Origin of the sequence: Bartonella sp. CR84HXZ (genome assembly GCF_042194535.1) — a bacterium.
Classification (GTDB): Bacteria; Pseudomonadota; Alphaproteobacteria; order Rhizobiales; family Rhizobiaceae; genus Bartonella; species Bartonella grahamii.
In genome coordinates, this window is sequence record NZ_JBHIMY010000005.1 from 115476 (window position 1) to 139328 (window position 23853).

Here is a 23853-nt window from a genome sequence, read left to right on the forward strand (position 1 = left end):
CGTAATGGAGTTTTCAATTGACACCCTATAAGGGCACTGGGCGTTGAAAACACGGCGTTAAGTCCGTCGCTATGCTTTCCCCTAAAAAGGGTCTTGTATGACATAACCACACCCGACAAAATCATTATATGTCCTCACAAGCACAAAAGATAGTCAGTATTTTAAAGGCATGGGAGAGGCTGTTTCGTAACCTATCCGCTTAACTCTAAGTATTTTTACACACTTGATACTTTCTTAATAGCATGACTTTGCAATTTTTTCTTTTTTATACTTACCTAATTGAATATAAATCGCTTTTTCTAGCTTGCTATCTATAAGGTCATAAGAATGAATTCTTTGTAAAAAATTATAAAATCGGAAATTTTACTATGGCTTTTTAACTGAGCACTGTAGTGCGTAAATGGACATGTTTATTAAATTGCGTGTGCTTAACATAAGAAACAATACACAGACTAAAAAGAGTACTAAAGAGCAATATCTAAGTACCAGTATCCAATGGAAAAGAAAGCTTATGCTCCAAGTACTTAGAAATGATGGGTAAAGAGACCGTTTCTTTATAACTACTTGGGAAAATTAAAACGACAAGCGCTAAACTTATTAGCTTTAAGAGTCTGTGCATATACTGGTGTAAATCACGTGTTAGTTTCACCCAACCTGTTGTATTTCCGCATTTGTATTTTGGGTTGCTCTGCAATTCAGAAGGAATATTGGAATTGCATAAAATTGCAAAAACAGTTGTGACTATTACCAAAGAAACAGATGCGAATGTCAAAATACTCTGAATAAAGTAAAGATTTTTTTAATTCCTAAAAAACATAAAAATATAAAAGTTATAATGCCAAACAAGGCTCTTAGCTGCTTATCTGTAAACATATTGATTTCCTGCGGTTTTCGATAATTTTTTGATCTCTCTGTTGATCTCGTCTATAAGAGGTTCGTAATTGAGAATGTTTTTTAGAATAGCACCACCGTAAACTCATGCTTTTACTTGTGCTTTGGTACTAAAATCCGCATTCTTAGGTGTTTTGTAATACTAATCAGCATCAAATTTTTCACACTCTCTTGTACCGTCTTCATATTCGTAGAGCTTGTAAAAATACTCCTCTGCCCCATCCTCCATGGTGTATATCCCACTGCTGTTGTAACAAACCTCTTTCGCATGGGCTGTTTACGGTTTTTTAAGAATAGATGTTTTAAAATGAACATGCTTTAATCCTAATTTTATAAATTTGTCTATTTGCCTCAAATTTGACCGTACAGAGCGTTTTATATTATAAATTTTTTATCATAAAATCTTAAATCGCTGTGTACGGTGCCTTTATGTCGATTTAAATGCACATCTAATCACAAAACGATCAGCACTTTTCACTAGTTTGCTAACCTGCAATGTTTTTCACTGTTCCTCCAAGACCATTTAAATCCCTTCAAGCTTTTGCTTTTCAACCAACGTGAGTGGTCTTGAATCCTCTTTCATTGCCTTTTCTTTCAGCCTTTTTTCACGGGTGTTCAAAACAGCTTTGCGTACAAGATTGGCTTTCGCCAAAAGACTGTTTTCCAAGTGATCTTGTAGCGCATGTCCTTTTGCATACACCGTCTTAATCATTTCTTCTTTTGAGGCATTGCCTTTATCTGTTGTTACCTTCATTTTTGTAAGCCATTGCTGAAAACGCAAATAGCGCATACCATCGCCTTCAAAACGAGAGGATTCAAAATTGACAGTGCTACTTGTTATATTGCTGTCTACACGAGAAATTGTCCAGCCTGTCTAGGTATCTAGATCAAGGCAGAGAATGGTTTGTGCATTGATGATCATATTCCCCCATTAAGGCTGTTGCGTATTTATATGTGCGCTATGACAGAGCGTGTTGTGATTGCCTGTCTTGAAAAAATGTTTGTGAGAAAATACTTGAAACTACTTTTTGGCTAAATTTTTTACTGCCATTCGAGGAAAATAATCTTGGAAGCAGTTAATCTTCGAATTTATTCTTCTTGTTTTTGAGTTACATCTTTTTGTGTACGTATTAATTTCAGCTTCTTTATTATCTTTTTTCTGAGCTTTTGCATTGTTTTACAAGAGTCATGAAGAGTAGGAGCCACCCCAAAATTAGCAATAAAATAGATAACAACTGCTTCTACTAAACTCAGATCTATCTCCGTTTCATACCTCACTTCCTTTTCTTCATATTATCTTACTCCTGTTAAGAGCGTGAATGGTGCTGCTGGTGTTGGAGAAATCTTAGGATTGATGATGAGGCATTTGTTAGATGCAAATGACCTCGAAAAAGAGCTTAAGCATTACAAATCAGTTACAACAGAAGTTAAGCGAATTTTACCAAGCCCTGTTGTGAAAGCTACTTAACGTTAAAAACATGACTCATTTCCTCATCCTTAAGGATGAGGAAATAGAGATTGACTGCCTCTCCACCCTAAAAGACGAGGAGGAGGTCAAAGTGCTAAAAAGGTACTTCAAAAAGCAGCAATGATTCGTATTTTAGCATCATCGCGGTGCCGTCTGATAGCGTTATAATGGAGTTGCGAAAGGTGGTTGAGAAGGTGGTTTAATTTTTGTTGATTTTTAATAAATCATTGGAAAATAAGGGGAATTAAGACAGTCTGGTGCGGACGGCGGGACTTGAACCCGCAAGGTCTTTGACCGGCAGATTTTAAGTCTGCTATGTTTACCGTTTTCATCACGTCCGCGATGAGAGTTCTCTCATAAGCTATATCTTTTATTGAATCAAGAATTAATGACAAAAGAAACATTTTTCATTTTTTTAGTAAAATTTTGACTGACAATAGTTTTCTTTATCGCTAGAAAAAGCTTTTATAATGTAAATAAAGCATGAAATGATTAGTGTTATGAGTCAATTTATTCAAGACGTCACAAAAGCTATGGTGGGATTGCATCACGTGTTTGCTGAAACACCACTTCAAAGAAATGATTTTCTTAGTCAAAAGTATGATGCAGAAATTTATTTAAAGCGTGAAGATTTAACACCGGTGCGGTCTTATAAGATTCGTGGTGCTTTCAATTTTGTTTCAGAAATGCTGAGCAGTCTATCACCAGATTCTGCATTTGTTTGTGCTTCAGCAGGGAATCACGCGCAAGGGGTTTCTTTTGTTTGTCGTTATTTTAAACGTAAAGGCGTGATTTTTATGCCTATGACAACGCCACAACAAAAAATTGAGAAAACACGTATTTTTGGTAAAGAATTCATTGATATTCGTTTGATTGGTGAAACATTTGATCAATGTTATGAAGCTGCGCAATCCTTTGTCGTAGAGAGCGGTGGTGTAATGGCTCCACCTTTTGATGATATTCGCATTATTACAGGGCAGGCAACAGTGCTTTGTGAAGCTGCTTTACAATGGAAAAAACTCAATGGAGAAAGTGAGCCAGATTTGATGATTGTGCCGGTAGGGGGTGGTGGTTTGGCAAGTGGGGTGAGCAAGTTTTTACATGAATATGGTTGGAAAACAAAGCTTCGTTTTGTTGAGCCGCAAAGAGCTGCAAGTTTGCTTGCTTGTTTGGAGAGTGGAAAACGCGTCAAGCTTGAAAATATTGACACTTTTGTAGATGGTGCTGCTGTGGCTGAAATTGGTGCGCTAAACTATACAATTCTAAAGAAATTTTCTCCTGATTCTGTCATTACGGTTCCTGAAAATCGTGTTTGTTCTACGATGGTTGAAATGCTTAATGTTGAAGGTGTGGTCCTTGAACCGGCTGGTGCTTTATCGATTGATGCGCTTAACAGTATTCCTCCTCAAGAGTTAAAGGGGAAAAAAATTCTTCTCGTTATTTCAGGAGGTAATTTTGATTTTGAGCGTTTGCCAGAAATTAGAGAGCGTTCTTTACGTTTCCAAGGGTTGAGAAAATATTTTATTTTTAGTTTTCCGCAACACCCTGGTGCATTGCGTCATTTTCTTTCCACATTATCACCAGATGATGATATCGTACGTTTTGAATATCTTAAAAAATCAGCGAGAAACTTTGGTTCTGTATTGGTTGCGATTGAAACAAAAAAATACGGTAATTTTTGCCTTTTAGAGGAAAAATTTCAAGCGTTAGGTTGGCGTTATCGTGATATTACTGATGATCAAACGTTATTTGATTTCGTTATTTGAGGAACTGAAATTTTACTAAAACAAGAAGTACAATGATGAAACCTATTTTTTATTTGGTGCTGAGTCTATTTTTCTTTTTGATTGTTAATCAACAGAGTTTAGCATCTCAGCCTACAATAATACAAAAAGCTGAACTTTCAAGAGTTGTTGTTGATGTCAATAATGCTATAAAAAATAGGGATTTTACACCTATTTCTCGTTATATGCCTGAGCGACTTTATAAAGAGATGGCACATCGATTGAATACAACAGAGAGTGCTTTACGTAGTGATTTTCTTCAACAGTTGCATAGGAAATTTGAGGATTTGCCTTCTGGTGCTTATTATTTAGATAAAGAAAATATAGAGTATTTACAAACTGATAACGGTACTTTGTATGCTTTAATTCCAACAGTTCTTGAGATGAAGGATCGCATCATTCGATATAAAACTTTGGCGATTTTTGATAAAACTCAATGGTATTTAATTTATGGCGGTCAAAAAACTTTACAAAACCCAGTTTTTCTCGAGATTTATCCTGATTTTATCAAGGTACATTTACCGATGGACACAATCATCAAAAAGTAAACGATCTAAATATTGTTTTTTTATTCATGATAAATGTATTTCGTAAAGTTCTTGCTTTTTTATCATAATCCAAGGATAATGGGGATGAAGGCATTTAGGCTGGTTTGTTGGCTTTTTGTAAAGTGAAGTTTATACGCCTTTATCTTGATTTCAAGGTGCTCATGAGTTGCGCAAGCTGCTTTTTAAGCGTTGCTTCATTTAAAATGTCAGGGATTTCTCTTGCGCGGATTCTTGAGTGGAAAGTTCAGCTGGTTACTTGTTTTGAGTTCTTCAGCTGAGGAAAGATTGTATTTTGCCTATAAACGAAGAAAATGTTTTTACAAAGTTAGGTTTGCCTACTCTTTTGATTAAAAATTTACTCATTGCTGGGATGAGTAAACCTAAACCTATACAAGAACAAGCTATTCCAGTGATGTTGAAAGGACACGATATTTTAGGTGTTGCTCAGACAGGTTCTGGAAAAACCTTGGCGTTTGGTTTACCTATTTTAAGTCAGATTTTGGCTTTGGGTAATAAACGCTGTCCTAAAACTGCACGCGCTTTGATTTTAGCTCCAACGCGTGAACTTGCTGTCCAGATTGATGAAACGATTCGCACTGCGGCGAAGGGAGCTCATCTTTCAACATGTCTTATTTTTGGGGGCGTGTCACGTTTAAAACAAATTAAACGTATGGAAGCAGGTGTGGATGTTTTGATAGCGACTCCAGGGCGTTTGAGAGATCTTGTTCGTGAAAAGTGTGTTGATCTTTCCCAATCTCGTTTTTTGATTTTGGATGAAGCAGATCGTATGTTGGATATGGGGTTTATTCATGATGTCAAGCAAATTGCAAAGCTTTTGCATCAAGAGCGTCAGACAGCACTCTTTTCTGCAACAATGCCGAGGGAAATTGCTGTGCTTGCAAAATGTTTACTCAATGATCCTGTTAAAATTGAAGTTGTTCCTCAAGGTACTACGGCTGTAGAGATTTGCCAAAAATTATATTGTGTTCCTACGAATGAAAAAAAGAATGTTTTAAGTAAACTTTTGACAAATCCAGCTTTTAATTCGGTTATTGTTTTTACCCGAACTAAACATGGGGCTGATTCTGTTACACGTAGTTTGGCAAAGATAGGATATTCAGTCGCAACGATTCATGGGAATAAATCACAGGGTGCTCGCCAGTCTGCTTTAAAAGCTTTTCGTGAAAGATCTGTGCAGATCCTTGTGGCAACAGATATTGCTGCACGCGGTATTGATATACCAGGGATAAGCCACGTTATTAATTATGACTTACCAGATGAAGCTGAAAGTTATGTACATCGTATTGGTCGTACAGGACGTAATGGTGCATCTGGTGAAGCACTTACACTTTTTGATGAGAAGATAGAAAGGGAACGGTTGCGTGCTATAGAGCGCTTGATTCGTATGAAATTGGTGGCTGAGTCAGTTCCAGAGCAATTTGCAGCGTTTCCAGAAAAGCCAATTGTGCCAGAAAGTAGAGAAAAAGAAAACGATAAGGAACGCCGTTTTAAAAAATCTAAACGTCAAAAACAGTTTTTAGGTCGAAAAGATGATACCGCACAGTTGCAGCGGAAGAATTCTTCATCTCCAAATGAGAGGCATAAAAAAGCAAAAGCGGTGCCAAAGCGTGCAAAGCCTTTTCGTTTTCGAAAATCAGTTAAGAAGGCTGCCTAGATAAAGTCTTGAGAAAAGATTATGTACTGGAGATTTTTTACTTTTGTTGATTTGTTCTCAATTGAAAAGAGGTATAAAATATTCTTGCCAAAATAAAAAGGTCTTTTAGAGGTTTTCATTTCTAAAAAATGAAAACCTCTAAGTGTTTGGATTATTTAAAAATCTTTTAAAAAGAAATTATTACTGTAGAGGCGATTATTTATTTTCTTTATTTCCATTTTTTAAAATGGGAATGAAAATAGATTTTATTTATATAAAATTATTTTTTAAAAGATGTGTTTTATCTTTAATGATAACTTTTAATTTTAAAAATTTATTTCTAATAATAACTCATTGTTTTATATATTGATAATTCATTATATCGTAAAATTTTTTTCATTTTGAAGCTATTTATGTGGATCAATCAAAAGTATTCATTTGCACGTTATATGTGAAATTATCGTATAGATAAACATTTGAGAAATAAATAAAATGATTCTTATAAACTCTTTCAAAGGCAAGGGGTATTGCTAAGATTGAGAGTTGGAAAATAGTATGATGGTATGGCTTTTATTATAAATAAAGATGGGATGATTAATCGATTTCATTTTATATCATTTACGGGAGTCATTGTGAAATGGGCTTGGGGGGAATTTAAGAGATATCTCTTTAGAAAAGCGTGTGACTGCATAATGAAATAGCAAGAATGTCATGATTTCTGAAGGCTTTCTCAGGATTCTTAACAATTTAGCTTGTTATCTTGGTTTTTATTGTAAAACACTATTATTTGGGGGGATATAAAGCCTATAAGACTTTATGTATTAAATGTTTTATGACAGTGGGATGAAATATCCAAGGCAAGGTTGTTTGTAAAGCGTTGAAGTGGTTAGCAGGAGGAACAACCTGTTAGATAAGACGCCGGAATGTTTACAGACTTGTTTGATGTTTTTTGCTTTTAAGATGGGGAGGCGGTTATGTGGGATGTATGGAGATAATATATGCCCTGATTGTTGTTTCTTCCATTTTTCAAAATGATTGCTTCATGAGCAGTTTTTTAAGTTTAATTGCTTTATGGAGTACAAATCATTTTTTCCTTGGACAAAAATTATATGAGATCTTTTTCATTGCTAATGGAGCTTAATAATTCCTTCTCGTGAAAGAAGCCCTATTTTATAATGTGCAAATAATTGCAGAGCTCTCTGATAGAGGCGCGGTAGTTTGAAAAAAGTAATCTTATTTGTGCTATTTTAAAATGAATCAATGGTTCTTTGCGTTCATTGAAAAAAATACATCCCGTAGGATATTGCGTTTCTACTTTATAGTAAAAACCTTATTCCCTCACTTTTATTAACGAATTCCTCACTTAAAAAAACATATGGAAAACCAATAAGTTATTTGTGATAGAAAAGAATGTGGCTCCCCGGGCCGGATTCGAACCAGCGACCAACCGGTTAACAGCCGGTTGCTCTACCGCTGAGCTACCGGGGAATGGTGCCCAATCATTTAGTTGAAAAGGCTATAGCAAAGCAATACTGATTTGCAAAGGATAAAATTACTTTTTTTAAAAAAATATGATAAATTGTGTAATAAGAGGAAAAAAGGCGAGAGAAAATTTCTACACCTTGACGGATGCGTTGCCTTCCCTTATTGAAACCTTTATGTTTGTTGACGAGGCCTCGTGGCGGAATGGTTACGCAGAGGACTGCAAATCCTTGTATCCCGGTTCGATTCCGGGCGAGGCCTCCAGCCGATTTTAAACGAAACGGCTTTTAGGGGAGATGAGGTATAGGAAAATAGATTATTTCCCTCTATAGTTGTTCCTCTATAGTTGTGAAGACACTTTTTTATGAGAGATCATACAGTTAAAATCTAATTGTTGACTGGAGCATCCTTTTTCGTAACGCTCATAGTTTGAGAGATCTTCGTCCATCATTGTCGCTGTTTTGTTTGTTTTTTGTAGGTTAGGAGAAAATATTCGTTATGGTTGCAGATTTTGCTGAGCTTCGTCGCAAAATGGTTGACAATCAAATTCGTACAGTTGATGTAACGGATTTATCAGTTCTTGAAGCGTTTTTAACGGTATCTCGTGAAGATTTTGTATCGGAAGATATGAAAGTATTAAGTTATCTTGATACCGACATTGTTCTATGTCCAGTACAAGATGGGGTTCCTGCACGCTATTTGATGAAACCTGCATCTCTAGCGAAATTACTACAGCTTGCCGCTGTAAAATCATCAGATGTTGTTTTAGATATTGGTGCAAATAGTGGTTATTGTGCAGCGTTGCTTGCAAAACTTGCAGGGTCTGTGATTGCGTTGGAAAGTAATAAATCTCTTTTTGAACGTGCTCTTGAAGCTTTAGAACGTAATCAATGTGATAATGTGGTTGTCGTTCATGGTCCATTAGAGCAAGGATATGCCGTTGAGGGACCTTACGATGTGATTTTCATTGAGGGATCTGTTGATTTTATTCCACAAGGTATCTTTGATCAAATGAAAGACTGTGGACGTCTTGTTGTGGTTGAAGGGTATGGAAATGCTGCTGTTGCACAAATCTATATAAAAGAAGATGGAATCATTTCGGCACGTCGTGCTTTTAACCTCGCTGTAAAGCCTATTCCTTGTTTTTTAAAAACACCTGGTTTTGTGTTTTAGTGCTTGTTTGTTTTGTGAATAAAAGATAATTTTGTAATTTATTTGGGGTTTGTTATTGTGTGTATTGTGTTTAGAGTAAACAAGAAGTTTCAGGTGTGTTTATTACTGGTGTTGAGTATTTTACTATCAGATACTGTTTATGCTGAGACATTGATGGATGCCTTTTCTAAGGCTTATAAGCATAATGCTAAGTTGAATAGTGAACGTGCAGCTGTGCGTATATCCAGTGATGATGTTGTCATTGCGCGATCAGGGTTATTGCCTCAAGTTGAGGGGGTTGGGAGCTATGGTCGGAATAAGTCTTTTACAGGTCCTTATGTCACTTCTGGATCTATAGGCGTGAGATTAAATCAAAGATTATTTGATGGTTTTATCACGCAAAATATCTTTTCTTCAGCTCAAGTTAAGTTGCAGGCTCAGCGTGAATATCTTCGTAATGTTGAACAAAATACGTTTCTGGAGACAGTGACCGCTTATGCTAATGTCTATCACGCACGTCGTGTTGCCGATCTTCGGAGAGAAAATTTGGCAGCTCTTGAAGAACAAGTTCGTTCCAATAAAGCAAAATTTGATGTGGGTGAAGGAGGGCATGTTGATCTTGCTCAAGCTCAAGCTGCACGTTCCGTGGCTGTTTCAGAGCTGAGTCTTGCTCGTGCTGATGTAAAAGCAGCAGAGGCAGTGTATCGACAAGTTATTGGTTCTGATCCTGAAAAGTTAAAACGCCCACCCGTAGCCAAAGATTTTCCCGTCAACCTTGATATGGCTTACCAAATGAGCGTTGTGATGCATCCAGCAATCCTTTATGCTAAATATTTAGTCGATGCGAGTGTTTACAATGTAAAGGCGAAAGAAGGAGCATTGCTCCCTAAAGTTGATTTTTCTGCAACAGCATCTTATAATCGAATCTACAGCGGTGCTGGAGAGGATGGAGTTTCTAAATCAATAGGATTGTCAGTAAGTGTCCCAATCTTTGAAGGAGGTCGTACGTCTGCGCAAATTCGTCAATCAAGGGAACAGCTTGGACAGGCGCAGCTTCAACTCGATTTGGTGCATAGTAATACTAGGCAAGTACTTACTTCTGCTTGGTTTCAGTTGGAGGGCGCGCGCTCATCTGTTATTGCTTACCGTGAAAGTGTTCGTGCTGCTGAAATTGCTCTGAAAGGCCGTGTTCAAGAAAATCGCGTAGGGCAAGCAACGACGCTGGATGTTTTAAATTCTCGTACTCAATTGATTAATGCTCAGATTGCGCTTGCAATGGCGGAGCGTAATGCTGTTGTGGCAAGCTATAGTGTTCAATCTTCTATTGGTAGATTGACTGCAAATTATTTAGGTTTAAAAACAATTAAATAATATATCCGATAATGCATAAAAGTATCTCTTTAATCTTAAATTATTTTAGTTTTTAAAAGATTAGTAAATCAATAGTTGAATATGTTTAAAAATAGAATGGTGAGATGTTATTTTTATAAGTGTAGAAAATTGTGTGTAGCGCCCTCTTTATGACAAGCATATTTGAAAATATCGCGGGAGGCATGTTGATCTTATGATTCTTTTGCATACACTGAAAGTATGATTCTATTTGTTGTTGCGTCTTTGAGAGGTTGTAAAGTATGGTACAGAGTTCAAGCGTGTTACGTGAGCCAAGTATGGATGAAATTTTAACATCTATTCGTGAAATAATCGAAGAAAATGCGGTTCAATCTGATCACTTTTTAAATGAAGATGTTGCAGTGAATGCTTCGGAAGGTCGTTCAGAATCTGCATCAGAGGGTATTTATGATACAACCTTATCGGTTGATGATGCTATGAAAGCTTTAGCTGATCGTATTGGTCTTTCTTCTGAAAATCAAGGGGGGAAGATAACGCAAGAGAAAGAGGATATAGAGGCAGAAAATAATACAGTTGGTATGGATATGCAAAAGATGAAGCTTTCTTCTGAAGAACGGAATTCTGTTTATAAAGCAAAAGAATATGAAGATGAGATAAGGAAATCACAGTCAGAAGCTAGAGGGGATGGTCATGTGGAATTGTCTGCATATTGTATTTCTTCTGCAGAAAAGATTGCAAAGGATGTGTTGCGTCCGGCTATAGCAGAATGGTTACAGTCTAAATTGCCTATTTTGCTGGAAGATATTTTGCGTGAAGAGATTGTGAAAGCGATTAAAAAATCATCTTAATTGTTTTTATGTTTTTCATTTTATGAGAATTTTGTTTGCGATTTTGCGAGCTCTCTAGTGAATAGCTGAAAATCACGGGTTTTTGATCGGGATTTGATCATATATTGTGTTTTTCAGTGGCGTTATGGATGGATGGAATGTTAGAAAAAAACTATGATGCTGCCTCTATAGAGCAACGGGTTGCAAAGAGATGGGAGACTCGTGGGGCCTTTAAAGTGGGAGCTGGTTCTAAAAGCGGTGCAGAACCTTTTTGCGTTATGCTTCCACCTCCTAATGTTACGGGCTCACTTCATATGGGGCACGCGCTCAATACGACAATTCAAGATATAATAGTTAGATTTCAGCGGATGCGTGGCAGAAATGTCTTGTGGCAGCCTGGTATGGATCATGCTGGGATTGCTACACAAATGGTTGTAGAGCGTCAACTTGCAGAACGCCAAGAGCCAACGCGTCAAGAAATGGGGAGAGAAAAGTTTATTGAGCGTATTTGGGAGTGGCGTTATGAAACTGGAGGCGTTATTGCAAACCAGTTGCGTCGCCTTGGGGTTTCATGTGATTGGTCGCGTGAGCGGTTTACAATGGATGAGGGGTTGTCGCAGGCAGTTCGTGAAGTCTTTGTCACGCTTTATAAGCAAGGGTTGATATATAGGGATAAGCGCCTCGTCAATTGGGATCCTAAATTGTTGACAGCTATTTCAGATCTTGAAGTTGAGCAAAAAGAAGTTCAAGGACATTTGTGGCACTTTAGATATCCACTTGAGGGTAAAATTTTTGATCCAAATGATGCGACAACTTTTATAACAGTGGCGACAACACGACCAGAAACAATGCTTGGTGATACAGGAATTGCCGTTAATCCTGAAGATGAGCGTTATAAAAATCTTATCGGTAAAAATGCTCTTTTGCCACTTGTTGGTCGTAGGTTATTAATTGTTGGTGATACGCATGCTGATCCTGAAGCTGGAAGTGGTGCTGTAAAAATCACACCAGCTCATGACTTTAATGATTTTGAAGTAGGACAGCGTAATCATTTACGCTTGATCAATATTTTTACCCAAAAAGCCGAGATTTTTCTCCGTGAAAATGAAGCATTTTTTGATGGTTTGATTTTATCAGATGAATTAAAAATGTTAGTAGAAAATCTCGATAAATCTGATCGTTTTTTTGCGCGCCAGAAGATTGTTTCTTTGATGGAAGAACAGGGATATTTAGCCTCTGTGGACGATCATACCCATATGGTTCCTCATGGAGATCGCAGTGGTGTCCCTATTGAGCCGTTTTTGACAGATCAATGGTATGTTCATGCTGCTAAATTAGCAAAGCCAGCGATAGAGGCTGTTCAACAAGGCAAAACGCAGTTCGTTCCCGATAGCTGGAAAAAGACTTACTTCAATTGGATGGAAAATATTCAACCTTGGTGCATTTCTCGCCAATTGTGGTGGGGACATCAGATTCCTGCTTGGTATGGTCCTGATGGAACGGTTTTTGTTGAAAAAAGTGAAAAAGAGGCTTTAGATTCAGCTTTTGCTCATTATGGTGAGGTTGTTGAATTAATCCGTGATCCGGATGTTTTAGATACTTGGTTTTCATCAGCTCTTTGGCCTTTTTCAACATTAGGATGGCCAAATAAAACGACTGAATTATCTACTTTTTACCCAACATCTTTATCCGTGACAGGATTTGATATTATTTTTTTCTGGGTTGCTCGTATGATGATGATGGGACTTCACTTTATGGGTGACGTTCCTTTTCCAACGGTCTATGTGCACGCTCTTGTTCGGGATCAAAAGGGTGCAAAGATGTCAAAATCAAAGGGAAATATTATTGATCCCTTAGAGCTTATTGATCAATATAGTGCTGATGCACTCCGGTTTACTTTAGCTATTATGGCAGCACAAGGTCGTGATGTAAAACTTGATGCTTCCCGTATTGCTGGTTATCGTAATTTTGCTACGAAATTGTGGAATGCTACCCGATTTGCACAGATGAATGGTGTGAAGCATGATCCAACTTTTAAGCCAGAACAAGCAAAACTGGCGCTTAATCGTTGGATTTTAACAGAATTATCCAAAACGATTTCAGCAGTGACGGCTGGTATTGAACACTATAAATTTAATGAGTCAGCTGCCACACTTTATCGTTTCATTTGGAATACATTATGTGATTGGTATTTGGAGCTTCTCAAACCTATTTTTCAGGGGGGAAATGAAGATGCTAAAAATGAGGCTCAAGCTTGTACTGCTTGGGTTTTAGATGAAGTTTATAAACTTCTTCATCCTTTTATGCCTCATATGACGGAAGAGTTGTGGTCTCTTACAGAAACGCAAGCCATCAAGCGTGAGGATATGCTCGCATTGACAAAATGGCCAGAGGAAACATTGATAGATGAAGAAGCTGCTGATGATATTAATTGGCTTATTGATGTCGTTACAGGGATTCGGTCAGTACGTTTTGAAATGAATATTCCAGTGGCTACACAAGCACCTCTTGTTGTTGTTGAAGGAGGGGAAGTAACGCGAGAGCGTGTGAGGCGTTATGATGCACTTCTTAAAAAATTAGCGCGTATTGAAGTTATTGATTTCTCTGATAAAGTTCCGGAAGTATCGGCACAAATGATTTTGGGAGAGGCTGTTTTTTGTTTACCATTAGGACAGTTGATTGATTTGGAGGCTGAACGTGTTCGTTTGAGGAAGGATGTCAGTAAAATTGAACAAGATATTGAAAAAATATCGCTTAAGTTAAACAATCCCAAATTTATAGCAAATGCAAAAGCAGAAATTGTTGAGCGTGAACGGAACAGGGTTGTAGAACTGCGTGCAGCGCAGAAGAAAATATTTGTTGCTTTAGAGCGGTTGGATTGATTTCAGCTTTTTATTTTTTGATGGATGATTTCATACTATTAGGGCTGGTGTAGATCTTCTTTAAAGAAACTTTTTCTTTTGTTAGTTTTTCATGAACGATCATAAAATCTCTACTGAAATCCATTGTTTTATGTTTATCATTAAAGGAACATCTTTTAAGGTACCCGAGCCTATTTCACGACGGAAATCATGAATGGTATAACGGTAAATCCATTGAGCTCCCCTTCTTTACGCTTGTGAAGTAACAAGCGCTGGCACCATCCCACCCAATCCGGACAAGGACTTGGCACTTAAGACCGTTCATAAGAGGCATTTTTAGTTCTTTCTTATACAGAGTTTTTATCCACATAGCTCTCTCTGCTTGTAATGTGCAAGCGGATGGGTTTGATTGATTCAACATGGAACAGGTTTTGAATGAGAGAATCTTACGATATTCTAGGGACTCATTCAACATACAAAAAAGGTAAATTATCATTATAAATCAATATGTTGTTTTATTACTGTAAAACATCATCATTTAGAGTAGCAATATAAGGCATGTAAAATTACACATGTGGTATTTTTGTTTTATGTAGTGGTGAGTATTCTGAGGTAGGGCTTGTGTGTAAAGTATGAATTAACCCCATGTGAAATGATGTCAGGTGGAATCTGTTAAACAAAAAGCTGTATTGTTTATAGATTGACGGTGGCAAAAAACTTCATCTTTAAGCTGGTAAGGCAGTTGTGAAGTTATAAGTTAACGATCATCATTATATTTATTTATCTTTCGTATTGTTTTTTATGCTTAAACGCTTACCATTCATTATGTATTCTCTTCGTTCTCAAGTTGCTGTTTAATGCACGTTATTTTATTGAGCGACTTTTATTCATACGTATACAATTTTAAAATCAATAAATCCTAGAATGTTAAAGGAGGTGTTACAAAATATAGAATGATGATTTATATTTAAAAATCAATTTGTTATATATAAAAATGGATACTTAATTTTATCGAACATTTTGGATGGTTTTAATTTATTGATCTTTTCTTTTAAAATTTTTACTTTAAAATCGCGTGTGCTTCTTACTAAGAAAAAGGCTTTAAATATCTACAAAGAAATTTGTAACAGATATAATCATTAAAATTGAGATAGGGGGGGGAAATGGTTAATAGGTTTCAGATATGGAAAAAAGCCACTATTGTTGTGATTTTAGGGGGATTTTTTTCGACTGTTTATGCAATAGATGTTAATAGCTTGCAAGAAGCGAATGATGGTTCGTTTTATTTTTTTAAACGTGGTATGTCTGCTTATAAAGATGGACATATAAATCAGGCTATTGCAGCATTACGTCGTGCGGCTAAGAGAGGCCATATTGGTGCGAATTGGAAACTTGGCTCTATCTATGCAAACGGTGATGGTGTCCCTAAAAATGATTATAAGGCATATCATTTTTTGGCATATATTGTTGAAAAAGGTACTGATCTTGGTTCAGAGGATGAAAGTTATGTTTCTGATGCATTGGTTAAACTTGCGGGATATATAAAAAAAGGTATTCCTCAATCACCTGTGAAACCTGATCCTTCTTATGCTGCTCATCTTTATATGCAGGCTGCGGTGAACTATGGAAATCCTAAAGCTCAGTATCATTTAGGAAAAATATTTTTAAAGGGAGAGGGAAGGGAGAAGAATCTTATACAAGCAGCACGATGGTTTCAACTTTCAGCAAAAAAAGGAAATCCTTCCGCCCAAGCAATGCTTGGAAATATGCTGCTTCAAGAAGGAAAAATTGTCCGTGGGGCAGCATTGTTAACTGCTGCCTATGAAAAAGCTAATGTAAAAGACAGAAATTGGATTCGCCCTTTGCAAGAACAGGCTTTTGCTCTTTGTAATGAATTTGAGAGACGTACAGCAATTTCACTGGTTGCTGATATTTTAAAAAATAACAGTTTTTAAACATCTGATTGTAATATTTTTACATTCTCTCATCCGTTATTAAACTCTACTGTCTTGTGTCTAAGTTTACAGTAGAGATAGCTTTTTGTGATAATATAACGGCTAATGACTTAAGATTTTAGACAAAAATTCTTGCGTTCTTGGTGTTCTCGCTTGTGGATCAGAAAAGAACTCTTTAGATGAACAGTCTTCAAGAATTGTTCCTTGATCTATGAAAATAACACGCTCCGAGACTTTTTGTGCAAATCCCATTTCATGGGTTACACAAATCATCGTCATACCTTCTTCTGCTAAGCTAATCATGACATCGAGCACTTCACCTACCATTTCAGGATCTAGAGCAGATGTTGGTTCATCAAAAAGCATGACAAGTGGATCCATAGTTAAGGCACGTGCAATAGCAACACGTTGTTGTTGCCCTCCAGAAAGTTGACCAGGATATTTATCTTTGTGTTCAATCAGCCCAACGCGTTCAAGATACAACAATCCACGTTCAAGTGCTTCTTTTTTGCTTCGTTTTAGGACTTTAATTTGCGCAATTGTCAAATTTTCTGTGACAGATAAATGGGGGAAAAGCTCGAAGTGTTGAAATACCATTCCCACTTGACTTCGCAATTTAGGCAGATTCGTTTTTTTTGAATGAACTGGTACTCCGTTAATCCAAATTTCACCTTTTTGAAAAGGAACGAGAGCGTTAATAGTTTTAATGAGTGTTGATTTTCCTGATCCTGATGGACCACAAACGACAACGACCTCTCCTTTATTAATGTTGGTTGTACAGTTTTTAAGGACTTTAATTTCGCCATACCAATTAGAAACATTTTTTATTTCGATCATATGAGTAGACATTTTTTTTCCTATTAGCGAATAATGGATACTTTTTTTTGTAAATACAAAACTATTTGTGACAGTGTAAAACAGATAACAAAATAGAAAACAGCTGCTAAGATATAAGCTTCTTGCTTTACACCAAAATTATTAGCAGCAATATCAAAACCATTTAAAAGACTGTTGCCACTGATTGCATAAACAAGGGTTGTATCCTGAAAAAGGATAATAACTTGTGTTAAAAAAACTGGTAGCATGTCTCTAAAGGCTTGAGGAAGAATGACAATGTACATACTTTGCCAATATGTCATTCCGAGAGCTTGTCCCGCATATTTTTGTCCTTGCGAAACTGAGTTTATGCCAGCACGCATAATTTCTGCAAAATAAGCCGTTTCAAATGCGGTAAAGGTAATGAGTGCTGATTTATTTGCACCGATGGATGTACCGGTTAAAAAAGGCAAAAGCACGAAAAACCATAAGATAACCATCACAAGTGGTATTGAACGCATAGCTGTTATGTAAACGATTGCAAACCAAGAAAGAAGTTTTATGGAAGAAAGGCGCATCATTGCTAAAAGGGTGCCGAAAACAAACCCCAATACCGTTGCAAAAAGAGTTAGAAAAACGCTAAAGAGCAAACCTGATAAAATGTAAGAACGAAATACATCAAAGGTAAAAAAGGAAAAATCAAAGTCGGAAAAATTGAAAGGAAAATAAAGTCCAAACTGAGAGCTTATGAAATTCATCATTTTCAATTTCCCTTTGTTTGAAAATTAGGAATTTTGAGTATTTGTTCAATGACTGTCATCACAATGAATACGAATAAGGCTATTAGAATATAAAGAATCGTAACAAGCAAATAATTTTCGTAGACATGGCTTACCTCTTCAATTGCTTGGTATTGAAATTGCATGAGCTCATTTATTGAAACGGCGAATGCTATAGACGAATTTTTCACAATGCCCATTGCTTCTGAAGTAAGAGGCGGCATAATTGTACGTATAGCACGTGGTAGTATAATATAGCGATAACTTTGATAAGTTGTAAACCCCATTGCCATAGCAGCATAACGTTGTCCAGAAGGAATCGCTTCAATGCCTGAACGAACCTGTTCTGCAATGCGTGCAGATGTAAAGAATCCCAATGCGCATGTTATTAAGAGAATAGGGGAAAATTTCATCGCTGGTGGATAAATCTTAGGAACAACAAAATACCACAAAAATACTTGTACAAGGAGGGGAATATTACGCATAATCTCTACCCAAATAGCACCGATAGTGCGAAATATATAATTGATTATCGATGTTTTGGGTAAAGTGCGCATTGTTCCTATAATAACACCACACAATACAGCTAAGATAAGTGAAGTGATAGACAATATAACCGTATTTTTTAAGCCATCGAGAAGTGTATCTAAATAGGTATGGCTCACGCCGGGAGCTCCCAGGCATCCTGTTACCAGTGTGTGGGTAAGGTCATCTCTACAAAGGAAAGAAAAGTCCATTAATTGATATTCCCTCAAATTAGTCATTCACAAATAGGACAATAAATTAAGCGCATTTACATAGGCCAAATTTATTAAAAAGTGAATTAAAATATAAACCACACTCAATTTTTAAAGAGTGTGGTTTTTCTTTATTAAATTTTATAAATCTTTTTCTGTGTAGCTTTCTCGAGGCTTACTATTTGGGTGATCCCAAGCATATCTTGTTTGTTTTGACAAGGGAAGGTTCATAACAGTGTTAGCAGGTGGAATCGGTTTCATAAACCACTTATTATAAAGCTTTTCAAGTGATTCATCTTTAATCTGACGTACGATACTATCGTTGATTGTTTGTTCAAATTTTTTGTCATTTAATCTGAGCATACAGGCGATAGGTTCGACTGAAAGTACAGTATCAAGAATGACATAATCAGATGGATTCTTTGATTTAGCAATATGTCCAGCAAGAATTGAAGCATCCATAACAAAAGCATCTGCCTTACCAGATTCTAATAATAAAAAACTATCTCCGTGATCTTTCCCCTTTAAAACTTTAAACTGAATGTTTTTTGCACGTTTGTTTTTACGAATAAGTTGAACAGATGTTGTACCGGTGGTCGTTGCGACTGTTTTTCCATTTAAATCGTCAAGAGATTTAATGTTAGAGTTTTTCTTTACAGCAATCCGAACCTCTTCAATGTATGTCGTATAAGCAAATGCTGCTTCTTTACTGCGGGCAATATCATTTGTTGTTGAGCCGCACTCAAAATCATAGGTTTTATTTTTTAAGAGAGGAATTCTATTTTGAGAAGTGATAGGAAGATAATGAATTTTAATTGGTTTACCAATTTTTTTTGAGATATCATCAATGATACGTTCTGCCATTTCTGTATGAAAACCTACATATTTATTATTACCAAGGGCGTAGGCTAAACCAGATGATTCACGGACACCTAAAGTAATTTCCCCTGTTCGTTTTATTTTTTCAAGAGTATCATGTTCAGCATGCGCGACGCTTGTGAAACCAATGGCCGTTGCTGCAATAAACATTAATAATGATTTCTTCATTTATGTCCTCCATTCATTTATCTTTACTTTAGCTGTTTAAGATATACTGTTTACATGGTGTAGCATAGTTATTATTTTTGAGTGGAATTTTTTTGTTGTTTCATAATGGGGGGTGTACTTTCTTAATTGATATTAAGGTGAATCCAAACAGGAACGTGGTCGGATGGTTTTTGATATCCCCTTACTTCTGTTTGACTATGAGCGCAAATAAGCTGATCAACAGCTTCTGGTGATAATAATAAATGATCAATGCGAATCCCATTATTTTTAGGCCAAGCACCCGCCTGAAAATCCCAAAAACTGAAGGAGGGAGTATCGGTGACATTCCGGATAGCATCGTAAAGACCTAAATTAAGAATACGTTGAAATACTTTTCTTGTTTCTTGAAGAAATAAGGCATCTTGATACCATTCTTGAGGTTTTTTTGCATCTAATGGAGCGGGGATGACATTATAATCACCCGCTAGAATAAGGGGGTCTTCATACGCAAGCAATGATTTTGCATGTGTATATAATCTTTCCATCCATTCTATTTTATAGGAATATTTTTCACTCTCAATAGGATTCCCATTTGGTAAATAGAGAGATGCAACACGAACAACACCTTTGTTTGTTGAATAAACAGCTTCAATGTAACGTGTCTGCTCATCATTATCGTTGCCTGGTAATCGACGGATCACTTCATCTGGTGTTCTTTTAGAGAGAATCGCAACACCATTAAAACTTTTTTGTCCGTGTGTTTCTATATGGTAACCTAAATTTTCAATTGCATCGCGTGGAAAATTTTCATCAATACTTTTAATTTCCTGTAAACAGACTATGTCCGGCTGACTCTGCTGCAGCCATTGACATAATGTTTCATGTCGTGCTTTTATTCCAGCAATATTCCACGTTGCTATTTTCATGGCGCTCATCATTAGATATCAAGTATGCAATTTAATTTACTGCATTCATGTTTTATTACAGTCACATTGCTGCTTTTTTATTTTAGGGATATTACTATGGTAAATTGATTTATCAAGAGTAGCGGTAAAAGCAAATTTAAAGTTTTAAAATTTAATTTATTTTCATTTTTAAAAACTTTCTGCTGTTTAGTTCTTGACGAATGTAAGTGTTCTCGCTATTAGAGGTGGACATAACCGATGTGGATGTGATCAGGTGTTTTGGATATGAACCGAAAGATTATTCACAGGTGTTAAGAAGATTAAAAGCAAATGCTAGTGCAAAAGGCTATTGCCTTCTCTGCTTGTGGTCGGGTGAACTGTTTTTTTGCAGGTATGCCCGATTTTGTGTGTAGACTTAGATATCTGTTCCGATTCTATTGGAGTGGATAGAAATGAAATAGAAAAGCCCGATTGGGTGAGACGAATGTAGATCGAAAAGAGGAAGGTTGCATGCCTACCGTAAACCAGTTGATTCGCAAGCCGCGTGTAGCGCCAGTTAAACGTAATAAGGTTCCTGCTTTGCAGTCGAATCCGCAGAAGCGTGGTGTTTGTACGCGTGTTTATACAACAACACCGAAGAAACCTAATTCTGCTCTTCGTAAAGTTGCTAAGATTCGCTTGACGAATGGATTTGAGGTGATTGGTTATATTCCTGGAGAGGGACATAATCTTCAAGAGCACTCTGTTGTGATGATTCGTGGTGGTCGTGTGAAAGATTTGCCAGGAGTTCGTTATCACATTATTCGTGGTTTGCTTGATACGCAGGGTGTCAAGAATCGTAAACAGCGTCGTTCAAAGTATGGCGCAAAGCGTCCAAAATAATATTGAGAGACAAAGCCAATGTCCCGTCGTCATAGAGCAGAAAAGCGTGAAATTAATCCAGATCCTAAGTTTGGTGATTTGGTTATTATGAAATTTATGAATGCCATTATGTTTGATGGTAAAAAATCAGTTGCAGAGCGTATTGTTTATGGTGCGCTCGATTCTGTAGAAAAAAGAGTAAAAACAGACCCTGTGGCTCTATTTCATCGGGCCTTAGAGAATGTTGCTCCTCATATTGAAGTTCGCTCACGCCGTGTTGGTGGTGCTACTTATCAAGTTCCGATTGATGTTCGTCCTGATCGTCGTCAGGCTCTTGCTATTCGTTGGTTGATTGCTGCGGCACGTGGTCGGAATGAAACGACGATGATTGAGCGTTTATCTGGTGAACTGATGGATGCGGCTAATAATCGCGGTTCTGCCGTGAAAAAGCGTGAAGATGTTCATCGTATGGCTGAGGCTAATCGTGCTTTTTCTCACTATCGCTGGTAGAAGTTTTAAACTAAGGCAAATATAATGGCTCGCGAATATAAAATTGAAGATTATCGTAATTTTGGTATTATGGCGCATATTGATGCTGGTAAGACTACGATGACTGAACGTATTCTGTTCTATACCGGCAAGAATCATAAAATTGGCGAGACCCATGATGGTGCTTCTACGATGGATTGGATGGAGCAGGAGCAGGAGCGCGGTATTACGATTACGTCTGCTGCGACAACGACGTTTTGGGAAGGGCGTGACGGTCGGAAGCGTCGCTTTAATATTATTGATACGCCAGGGCACGTTGATTTTACGATTGAGGTTGAGCGCTCTTTGCGTGTTCTTGATGGTGCAATAGCTTTGTTGGATGCAAATGCTGGTGTGGAGCCTCAGACGGAAACTGTTTGGCGGCAAGCTGAGAAATATCGTGTGCCTCGTATGGTTTTTGTTAATAAAATGGACAAAATAGGAGCTGACTTCTATCGTAGTGTGGAGATGGTTGGTTCTCGGTTGGGTGCTAAAGCGCTTGTTTTGCAGTTGCCGATTGGTGCTGAAAATGACTTTGAAGGCGTTGTTGATCTTGTAGAAATGAAGGCTTTAAAGTGGGATGGTTCTATTGGTGCCTCGGCGGTGATAAGTGAAATTCCCTCTGATTTAAGAGAGAAAGCTGAAGAATATCGCGAGAAATTGATTGAGATGGCTGTGGAGGTTGATGAAGCGGCGACAGAGGCTTATTTAGAAGGTGTTATGCCAACCAATGAACAGCTTGTTTCTCTCATTCGTAGGGGGACAGTAGAAGTTCAGTTTCATCCGGTTCTTTGTGGTACAGCTTTTAAAAACAAGGGAATTCAGCCGCTTTTGGATGCTGTTGTTTCTTATCTTCCTTCTCCAGTTGATGTTCCGGCAATTAGTGGTATTGATGTGAAGACTGAGACTGAGACGACACGTGAATCTTCAGATGATGCTCCACTATCTATGCTTGCTTTTAAAATTATGAATGATCCTTTTGTTGGTTCGTTGACGTTCTGTCGTATTTACTCAGGTAAAGTTCAGAAAGGTATTTCTCTTGAGAATACTGTGAAAAAGAAGAAAGAACGTTTGGGGCGTATGCTTCAAATGCATTCAAATTCTCGTGAGGATATTGAAGAAGCATTTGCTGGTGATATTGTTGCTCTTGCAGGGCTTAAAGAGACGACAACAGGTGATACTCTTTGTGATCCTTTGAAGCCTGTTATTTTGGAGAGGATGGAATTTCCAGAGCCTGTTATTGAGATTGCAATTGAACCGAAAACAAAAGCAGATCAAGAAAAAATGGGTATTGCTCTTAATCGTCTGGCAGCCGAAGATCCTTCATTTCGTGTTAAATCGGATGAGGAATCTGGTCAGACTATTATAGCTGGAATGGGTGAGCTTCATCTTGATATTATTGTTGACCGTATGCGGCGTGAATTTAAGGTTGAAGCAAATGTTGGGCAGCCTCAAGTTGCTTATCGTGAGTCAATTACTAAAATGGCGGAAATTGATTATACGCATAAGAAACAATCGGGTGGTGCCGGTCAGTTTGCTCGTGTGAAAATTGTTTTTGAGCCTCATGATGGTGATGACTTTATTTTTGAGTCGAAGATTGTGGGTGGTGCTGTTCCTAAAGAATATATTCCCGGCGTCCAAAAAGGGATTGAAAGTGTTATGGGGGCAGGTCCTCTTGCAGGCTTTCCTATGCTTGGTGTAAAAGCAACTCTTATTGATGGTGGCTATCACGATGTTGATTCTTCGGTTTTGGCTTTTGAGATTGCTGCTCGTGCAGCTTTTCGTGATGGAGCAAAGAAGGCTGGTGCACAGCTTCTTGAACCGATCATGAAGGTGGAAGTTGTTACACCAGATGATTATGTTGGTGATGTTATTGGTGATCTCAATTCTCGTCGGGGACAGATTTCAGGAACTGAAGCGCGCGGTATTGCAACGGTTGTGAATGCGATGGTTCCTTTGGCAAATATGTTTGGTTATGTGAATACCCTTCGCTCTATGAGTCAGGGGCGTGCACAGTACACAATGCAGTTTGATCATTACGAGCCTGTACCTTCGGCTGTTGCTTTGGAGATTCAAAAGAAATACGCGTAATTTCAGGTTGGTAATTAATTTTTAACTTAGTCCTTGGCTTGGACGGAAAATGGAGAGCTCAGATGGCGAAGAGCAAGTTTGAACGAACAAAACCGCATGTTAATATTGGTACGATTGGTCACGTTGATCATGGGAAGA

General features: G+C 37.4%; 18 protein-coding genes, 3 tRNA genes and 3 pseudogenes. 14 read left to right on the forward strand and 10 right to left on the reverse strand.

The features are described 5' to 3' along the window. Positions 1-366: 366 nt before the first annotated feature. From ACFIKD_RS03815 to ACFIKD_RS03825, 3 genes and pseudogenes are all read right to left on the reverse strand, one after another. Positions 367-873: pseudogene (locus ACFIKD_RS03815) on the reverse strand (hypothetical protein). Further along, positions 860-1206: pseudogene (locus ACFIKD_RS03820) on the reverse strand (hypothetical protein). Before ACFIKD_RS03820 ends, ACFIKD_RS03815 begins: the two co-directional pseudogenes overlap by 14 nt. A gap of 208 nt (positions 1207-1414) precedes the next feature. Continuing rightward, positions 1415-1681, reverse strand: a complete 267-nt coding sequence (locus ACFIKD_RS03825; RefSeq protein ID WP_375644768.1) for a hypothetical protein — start codon at positions 1679-1681, stop codon at positions 1415-1417. A 525-nt stretch (positions 1682-2206) separates the two neighbouring features. Here ACFIKD_RS03825 and ACFIKD_RS03830 point away from each other — a divergent pair. Next, entirely contained in the window at positions 2207-2359 is a 153-nt protein-coding gene (locus ACFIKD_RS03830) for a hypothetical protein (protein ID WP_375636210.1), read from the forward strand. Between the two features lie 255 nt (positions 2360-2614). On the opposite strand, the gene ACFIKD_RS03835 is transcribed toward ACFIKD_RS03830, so the two are convergent. After that, positions 2615-2700 (reverse strand) — tRNA-Leu (locus ACFIKD_RS03835). Between the two features lie 147 nt (positions 2701-2847). Between ACFIKD_RS03835 and ilvA the strand changes: the two genes are divergently transcribed. From ilvA to ACFIKD_RS03850, 3 genes are all read left to right on the forward strand, one after another. Beyond that, a complete protein-coding gene (gene ilvA / locus ACFIKD_RS03840) occupies positions 2848-4125 on the forward strand; it encodes a threonine ammonia-lyase IlvA (RefSeq protein WP_375636212.1) in 1278 nt (425 codons plus the stop codon). Between the two features lie 35 nt (positions 4126-4160). Next, complete coding sequence (locus ACFIKD_RS03845; protein ID WP_375636234.1) at positions 4161-4691, forward strand: hypothetical protein; 531 nt, start codon at positions 4161-4163, stop codon at positions 4689-4691. 292 nt (positions 4692-4983) lie between these two features. Next, positions 4984-6366 (forward strand): DEAD/DEAH box helicase, encoded by a 1383-nt coding sequence (locus tag ACFIKD_RS03850; RefSeq protein ID WP_375647253.1) that lies wholly within the window; start codon positions 4984-4986, stop codon positions 6364-6366. A gap of 1392 nt (positions 6367-7758) precedes the next feature. On the opposite strand, the gene ACFIKD_RS03855 is transcribed toward ACFIKD_RS03850, so the two are convergent. After that, a tRNA-Asn gene (locus ACFIKD_RS03855) sits at positions 7759-7833 on the reverse strand. Positions 7834-8017: 184 nt separating this feature from the next. On the opposite strand from ACFIKD_RS03855, the gene ACFIKD_RS03860 reads away from it, so the two are divergent. The 6 genes from ACFIKD_RS03860 to ACFIKD_RS03885 all read left to right on the forward strand — a co-directional run bounded on the left by ACFIKD_RS03860 (position 8018) and on the right by ACFIKD_RS03885 (position 15972). Continuing rightward, positions 8018-8091 (forward strand) — tRNA-Cys (locus ACFIKD_RS03860). A 234-nt stretch (positions 8092-8325) separates the two neighbouring features. Next, positions 8326-9000 carry a protein-L-isoaspartate O-methyltransferase gene (locus ACFIKD_RS03865; protein WP_375636216.1) on the forward strand — a complete coding sequence of 225 codons (675 nt, stop codon included), beginning with the start codon at positions 8326-8328 and terminating at the stop codon, positions 8998-9000. Between the two features lie 108 nt (positions 9001-9108). After that, the gene (locus ACFIKD_RS03870) at positions 9109-10350 is read left to right on the forward strand and encodes a TolC family outer membrane protein (protein ID WP_375636236.1); all 1242 of its coding nucleotides are present in this window, start codon (positions 9109-9111) and stop codon (positions 10348-10350) included. 260 nt (positions 10351-10610) lie between these two features. Next, the gene (locus tag ACFIKD_RS03875; protein ID WP_015856597.1) at positions 10611-11177 is read left to right on the forward strand and encodes a DUF2497 domain-containing protein; all 567 of its coding nucleotides are present in this window, start codon (positions 10611-10613) and stop codon (positions 11175-11177) included. Between the two features lie 137 nt (positions 11178-11314). Beyond that, positions 11315-14038: a valine--tRNA ligase gene (locus ACFIKD_RS03880; RefSeq protein ID WP_375636219.1), complete on the forward strand. Its 2724-nt coding sequence runs from the start codon at positions 11315-11317 to the stop codon at positions 14036-14038. 1142 nt (positions 14039-15180) lie between these two features. After that, entirely contained in the window at positions 15181-15972 is a 792-nt protein-coding gene (locus tag ACFIKD_RS03885) for a tetratricopeptide repeat protein (RefSeq protein ID WP_375636221.1), read from the forward strand. A 102-nt stretch (positions 15973-16074) separates the two neighbouring features. Here ACFIKD_RS03885 and ACFIKD_RS03890 read toward each other — a convergent pair whose 3' ends face one another. The 5 genes from ACFIKD_RS03890 to xth form a co-directional block, all read right to left on the reverse strand. Then, entirely contained in the window at positions 16075-16821 is a 747-nt protein-coding gene (locus ACFIKD_RS03890) for an amino acid ABC transporter ATP-binding protein (RefSeq protein WP_015856594.1), read from the reverse strand. An 11-nt stretch (positions 16822-16832) separates the two neighbouring features. Next, a complete protein-coding gene (locus tag ACFIKD_RS03895) occupies positions 16833-17549 on the reverse strand; it encodes an amino acid ABC transporter permease (protein ID WP_273788550.1) in 717 nt (238 codons plus the stop codon). A gap of 2 nt (positions 17550-17551) precedes the next feature. Continuing rightward, a complete protein-coding gene (locus ACFIKD_RS03900) occupies positions 17552-18304 on the reverse strand; it encodes an amino acid ABC transporter permease (protein WP_375647254.1) in 753 nt (250 codons plus the stop codon). Positions 18305-18445: 141 nt separating this feature from the next. Beyond that, a complete protein-coding gene (locus ACFIKD_RS03905) occupies positions 18446-19351 on the reverse strand; it encodes a transporter substrate-binding domain-containing protein (RefSeq protein ID WP_375636226.1) in 906 nt (301 codons plus the stop codon). Positions 19352-19473: 122 nt separating this feature from the next. Then, positions 19474-20256 carry an exodeoxyribonuclease III gene (xth, locus tag ACFIKD_RS03910; protein ID WP_375647255.1) on the reverse strand — a complete coding sequence of 261 codons (783 nt, stop codon included), beginning with the start codon at positions 20254-20256 and terminating at the stop codon, positions 19474-19476. Positions 20257-20745: 489 nt separating this feature from the next. Between xth and rpsL the strand changes: the two genes are divergently transcribed. The 4 genes and pseudogenes from rpsL to ACFIKD_RS03930 form a co-directional block, all read left to right on the forward strand. Continuing rightward, complete coding sequence (rpsL, locus tag ACFIKD_RS03915; RefSeq protein ID WP_005773262.1) at positions 20746-21117, forward strand: 30S ribosomal protein S12; 372 nt, start codon at positions 20746-20748, stop codon at positions 21115-21117. 18 nt (positions 21118-21135) lie between these two features. Next, positions 21136-21606: a 30S ribosomal protein S7 gene (rpsG, locus tag ACFIKD_RS03920; protein ID WP_015856589.1), complete on the forward strand. Its 471-nt coding sequence runs from the start codon at positions 21136-21138 to the stop codon at positions 21604-21606. A 24-nt stretch (positions 21607-21630) separates the two neighbouring features. Beyond that, complete coding sequence (gene fusA, locus ACFIKD_RS03925) at positions 21631-23715, forward strand: elongation factor G (protein ID WP_375647257.1); 2085 nt, start codon at positions 21631-21633, stop codon at positions 23713-23715. Positions 23716-23777: 62 nt separating this feature from the next. Continuing rightward, positions 23778-23853: pseudogene (locus tag ACFIKD_RS03930) on the forward strand (elongation factor Tu); the annotation flags it as partial.